The sequence below is a fragment of the Kitasatospora sp. NPDC088779 genome (genome assembly GCF_040685395.1).
Classification (GTDB): Bacteria; Actinomycetota; Actinomycetes; order Streptomycetales; family Streptomycetaceae; genus Kitasatospora.
Genome location: NZ_JBFBHW010000106.1, coordinates 1 through 5,393, shown reverse-complemented (window position 1 = coordinate 5,393; position 5,393 = coordinate 1). Strand labels below are relative to the sequence as shown.

Sequence of the window (5,393 nt, the reverse complement as noted above, 5' to 3'; positions counted from 1 at the left end):
GGCGCGCGCGGGGGTGGGGTGGTTGGTGGGGGTCTTCTTCCCGGGGGGGGGGGGGGGGCCCCCCCCCCCGGGGGCCCCCCCCCCCGCCCTTCTGCCGGCAGTCCCGGAGGTTCCAGGCGCCGGTCAGTTCCAGGGGTTGGCCGCCTGGTCGTTGATGGCCGTCCAGAACCGCGTGTTGTTGGGGATGTTGCCGTAGGCCCAGAAGGTCCAGCCACCGGTCTGCGCCAGGTCGGACCCGAAGTGGCCGTCGTGGAACTCGGCCTCGCGCCAGCCGGCCCCGAAGGAGGCCTGGCAGAGGCTGTCCGCCGCGGCCCGGCTGTTGAGCCGGGCGCCCTTGACCGGCTGGCTGAGGGCGACGGTGCCCTGTGCCCAACCGTTGTAGAAGCCGATGCTGATCCCGGACGGGGCCGGGCTGCCGTCGACGTTGAGGCAGAGCACGGGCAGCGAGACCGACGGCGCGGTGTCGCCGTTGTAGGCGTTGCTCGGGCTGCCCCCGGGGCCGCCGACCTGGACAGTGCCCTCCGGGCCGTAGGCGACGACGGACCAGGTCATCCCCAGGTGGGTGCCCGGTCCGGTGGCGGCCTCGGCCGGGGCCGCGGACAGCGGGATCAGGGCGGCTGCGGCGACGGCGGTCGCGGTGGCGACGACCTTCTTCAGACGGTTCATCAACTGCTCCTGGTTCGAGGCGTCTCGTCAGGCGACCGGCTCGTTTCGGCCGGTGCACAGCAAAGGTCTCAACCGGACGCACACAACTGGCATGATCTGGTCATTGATCCATCACCGCCCGTGCCCATCCACGCGCAGCGACGGTCCGGCCCGGCCCGCGGATCCCAGGGAGGGACACTTGGAGTTCAGGATCCTCGGCTCGCTGGAGGTGTGGACCGGCGACGGGAGGCGCGTCCCCTCCGAAGGCTCCCGGCAGGAGCGACTGCTCGCCGCCCTGCTGCTCAACGCGGACATCTCCGTTCCCGTCGCCCGTCTGGTCGACGCCGTCTGGGACGAGCGGCCACCGGCCACCGCCACCCGCCAGGTCCGCAACCTCGCCGGGGTGTTGCGGCGCCGCTTCGCCGAAGCCGACCCGGACGCACCGCCGGTGCTGCTGACCGACGGCCGCGGCTACCGCATCACGCTCACCGGCCACCGCCTGGACGCCCGCGCCTTCACCGACCGACTCGCCCTCGCCCGCCGCGAGGCCGCCGCCGGACGATCCCCGGCGGCGGTCGACGGGCTCCGCGAAGCGCTCGCCCTGTGGCGCGGCCCCACACTGGACGGACTCGCCGTGGACGCGGACGCCCCGGGCGCGGTCGCGCTGGACGAACTGCGACTGACCGCCTGGGAGGAATGCCTCGATCTGGAGCTCGCCCTCGGCCGGCACCGCGCGGCCGTCCCCGAGCTGACCGCGCTGGTGGTCGACCACCCGCTCCGGGAACGCTTCACCGGACAGCTGATGCGCGCACTGCACGGTTCCGGGCGCGCGCCCGAGGGGCTCACCGCCTACCGCCGGTTCGCCGAGCGGCTGGCCGACGAACTCGGGCTCGACCCCGGGCCGGAGCTGCGGGCGCTGCACCTGGAACTACTGGCCACCGAACCGGTCCGCCCCGAGGCGGCGCCGACCGCAGCGGCCCCGGTGGCCACACCCCCCGTGGCCGCACCCCCCATGGCGGCACCCCCAGCGGCCGCACCCCCGGTGGAGGCGCCGCCGCCCGCCCAACTCCCGCCCGCACTTCCCACCTTCGTCGGACGCGGCACGGAGCTTCGCGTCCTGGACTCGCTGCTCACGACGCCCGCGACCGGTGCCACCGGCGCAGCCGTCCCCGTGTGCGCGCTCTCGGGCCCGGCCGGGGTCGGCAAGACCACCCTGGCCGTCGACTGGGCCCACCGCGCCCGGGACCGGTTCCCGGACGGCCAGCTCTACGCCGACCTGCACGGCTACTCCGTCGCCGCGCCCCTCGACCCGCACACCGTCCTCGCCCGCTTCCTGCGCGCCCTCGGCGTGCCCGGCGACCGGATCCCCGCAGCGCCGGACGAGGCGGCCGCGCTCTACCGCTCCCTGCTGGCCGACCGCCGACTGCTCGTGGTCCTCGACAACGCCCGCGACGCCGAACAGGTCCGCCCGCTGCTGCCGGGTGCCCCGGACTGCCGCACGGTGGTCACCAGCCGCACCCGACTCGACGGCCTGACCGCCCGCAACGGCGCCCGCCCCCTGGTGCTCGATGTCCTGCCCGCCCATCAGGCCCTCCGCCTCCTGGCCCGCATCGCCGGCGAGCACCGCACCCGCGCCGAGCCGCACGCCGCGGCCGAACTCACCGCCGCCTGCGGCCGACTGCCCCTCGCCCTGGCCATCACCGCGAGCCGCCTCGCCGCCTTCCCGGGCCGCAGCCTCGCCGACCACGCCGCCGAACTCCTCGACGCGGAACACCGGTTGAGCGCCCTACAGATCGACGGTGACGCCACCTCGGCGGTCCGCGCCGCCTTCGACCTCTCCTACCGCTCGCTCCCCGCCGAGGCCCGATCCCTGCTCCGGCTGCTCGCCCTGGCCCCGGCCGTCGGCGTCAGCTCCGGCGCGGCAGCCGCCCTGACCGACACCCCCACCGCCGCCGTCCGGCCCGTCCTCGACCACCTGGCCACCGCCCACCTGCTCACCCACGAGGACCGCCACCGCTACCGGCTCAACGACCTCCTGCGCCTCTACGCCGCCGAACGCTGCACCGCCGAGACCGGTACCGCCGAGCGCCGCGCCGCCCTGGAACGCCTCAGCTCCTGGTACCTCCACCACGCCGACTCCCCCACGCCGCCGCCCTCCCCTCCCGCCGCGGACCACCCGTGGAGCCGGGGCCACCACCTGATCGGCCTCCACCTCGACGAATGGGTCGAGGTGGACCGCCTGGCCGCCCTGGCCGCCTGCGCGGCGCAAGCGCCGGACGCCCCCTGATCCCGGCCCCGGCCTCCTGATCCCGGGCCCGGCCGCCGACCCCCGCGGTCCGTACAGCTACCGCACGAGCAGCGTCGCCTCGACGCCGGCCAGGACCGCCACCAGGCCCTGCTCGAAGCCCTGGTCGAAGTCCTGGAACATCACCCGGCCGGCTTCGGCGGCGAGCGGGTGGGCGGCCAGCCGCTCGGCCCGGGCGTCCAGGTCGTAGCCCTCCTCGCCGTCGAAGGGGTTGGGGCCCATGGCCTGCTCCTCGATGACGTAGCCGATCGTGTAGCTGTACGCCGTGTACCAGGCGCGGGCCGCCGCCTGCGGGGTGAAGCCCGCCCCCGTGAGCAGGAGCAGCCCGGCTTCGAGCCCCGCCGCGTACGAGGTGTCGGTGAACCGGGCTCCGCTGTAGACCCTGGCCCCGTCGCGGTAGCGGAGCAGTTCGGCCCGCAGCCCCCGCATCGTCGCCAGGTAGGCCTCCCGCCAGTCCGCCGCCGGGGGGATCCGGGACGGACCGGCGGCCGCGCGCCGCATCATCTCGGTCGCCATCTCGTCGAGCAGCGCCTGCTTGTCCTTGAAGTGCCAGTACAGCGCCGGTGCCTTGACCTCCAGCGCGGCGGCGATGGCGCGCAGGGTGAGGCCGTCCAGGCCCACCTCGTTCAGGAGTGTCAGTGCGGTGTCGACGACCGTCCGGCGGTCGAGCTTCGGGGTTCTCTGCGGCGTCACGGTTGACAGCTTAACGACGTTAAGTGCAGTCTTCCAGCAGCGACCACTTAACAACGTTAAGGAGATGCTCATGGCCACCCGCGCCACCGACCCGCACACCGACGTCCTGATCGTCGGAGCCGGACCGACCGGCCTCGCCCTCGCCGTCGACCTCGCCCGGCACGGCATCACCGCACTGCTCGTCGAACGCGAGAGCGGGCTCTTCCCCGGCTCCCGCGGCAAGGGCCTCCAGCCCCGCACCCTGGAGGTCCTGGACGACCTCGGGGTACTGGCCGACATCCGCGCCGCCTCCGGGCACTACCCGCCGAACCTGTTCTGGCGCGACGGCGAGCCGCAGGACGAACGCCGCATGTACGAACCGACCGAGCCCTCCGAGGCCGAGCCCCACACCGAGACGCTGATGCTGCCGCAGTGGCGGACCCAGCAGGTGCTGCACGACCGGCTGCGCGCCCTCGGCGGTTCGGTCGCCTTCGGACGCGAACTGGTGGGCCTGGCCCAGGACGCGGACGGCGTCACCGCCGAGTTCGCCACCGGCGCCCCGGTCCGGGCGCGGTACGCGGTCGCCGCCGACGGCGGACGGTCGGCGGTCCGCAGGCTGCTCGGCATCGGCATGACCGGGCAGGTCGTCGACCCGGACCCGATGCTGGTCGCGGACGTCCTGGTCACCGGCCTCGACCGCGACCACTGGCACGTCTTCCCGCCCAGCGACGGCGCCGCCGGGCGCGGACCGCTCGGCGGCCTGCTGGCCCTGTGCCCGCTGCCCGGAACGGACGAGTTCCAGCTCGTGGCGCAGTACCCGCAGGACACGACCGTCGACGCGTCCCTGGACGGCATCCGCGACGTGGTCGCCGCCCGCTCGCACCTGACCGCCGAACAGGTCACCGGAGTGCGCTGGGCCTCCGAGTTCCGGCCGCGGGCGGCCCTGGCGGACCGCTTCCGCGCGGGCCGGGTGTTCCTCGCGGGCGACGCGGCGCACGTACACTCCCCCGCCGGCGGGCAGGGCCTCAACACCAGCGTCCAGGACGCCTACAACCTGGGCTGGAAGCTGGCCGCCGTGCTCGGCAGCGCGGCCCCGGACGCCCTGCTCGACACCTACGAGGAGGAGCGCCGCCCCACTGCGGCGGCGATGCTGGACCTGTCGACCCGGGTCCACCACGGCGAGGCCCGCCGGGGCCGGGCGACCCAGCAACTCGGCCTCGGCTACCGGGAGTCGTCGCTGGCCGAGGAGACCCGCCCAGCCCTGCCGGAGGGCGCCCTGCGGGCCGGGGACCGCGCACCGGACGGGCGCCGGGGTGGCGTCCGGCTCTTCGACGCCTTCCGCGGACCGCACTGGACCCTGCTGGCGGTCGGGACCGAGTCCCCGCTCCCGCAGACCGCCTGCCCGGTGGTCCGCATCCCGGACTACGAGGCCTACGGCACCGGCGTGTTCCTCATCCGCCCCGACGGATACGTGGGCTGGGCCGGGGCCACGGCGGACGGCCTGACGACCTACGCCTCCCGGTACGGCGCCCTGCGCCGCTGACGCCCCGGCCCGCCCGGGCCCCGGCCAGGGCTCGGACGGCCACACCTTCCACCTCGGCGGCAACACCTACCCCGGCGGCGTTCCGGGCACTGTCGCCAGCCTGGAGATCATCAACAACTGACGAACGATCAAGTCCTAGACCCGTCCTTCGCACATAACGAGTTCGGATGATGTGGTGATGCGACCGGTACCCCGGTGGGGTGCCGGTCGTTGAGCCTGGCGTGTCGA

The 5,393-nt window shown here is 74.9% G+C and carries 4 protein-coding genes; 2 read left to right on the top strand and 2 right to left on the bottom strand.

Annotated features, from left to right (window positions below):
• Nucleotides 1–123: 123 nt before the first annotated feature.
• Entirely contained in the window at nt 124–666 is a 543-nt protein-coding gene (locus AB0P03_RS40525; RefSeq protein ID WP_363589385.1) for a hypothetical protein, read from the bottom strand.
• A gap of 178 nt (nt 667–844) precedes the next feature.
• Here AB0P03_RS40525 and AB0P03_RS40520 point away from each other — a divergent pair, with 178 nt between their 5' ends.
• Entirely contained in the window at nt 845–2,932 is a 2,088-nt protein-coding gene (locus AB0P03_RS40520; protein WP_363633750.1) for a BTAD domain-containing putative transcriptional regulator, read from the top strand.
• Nucleotides 2,933–2,989: 57 nt separating this feature from the next.
• On the opposite strand, the gene AB0P03_RS40515 is transcribed toward AB0P03_RS40520, so the two are convergent.
• Nucleotides 2,990–3,643, bottom strand: a complete 654-nt coding sequence (locus tag AB0P03_RS40515) for a TetR/AcrR family transcriptional regulator C-terminal domain-containing protein (RefSeq protein WP_363633749.1) — start codon at nt 3,641–3,643, stop codon at nt 2,990–2,992.
• A gap of 70 nt (nt 3,644–3,713) precedes the next feature.
• On the opposite strand from AB0P03_RS40515, the gene AB0P03_RS40510 reads away from it, so the two are divergent.
• Entirely contained in the window at nt 3,714–5,165 is a 1,452-nt protein-coding gene (locus AB0P03_RS40510) for an FAD-dependent monooxygenase (protein WP_363633747.1), read from the top strand.
• Nucleotides 5,166–5,393 lie beyond the last annotated feature (228 nt).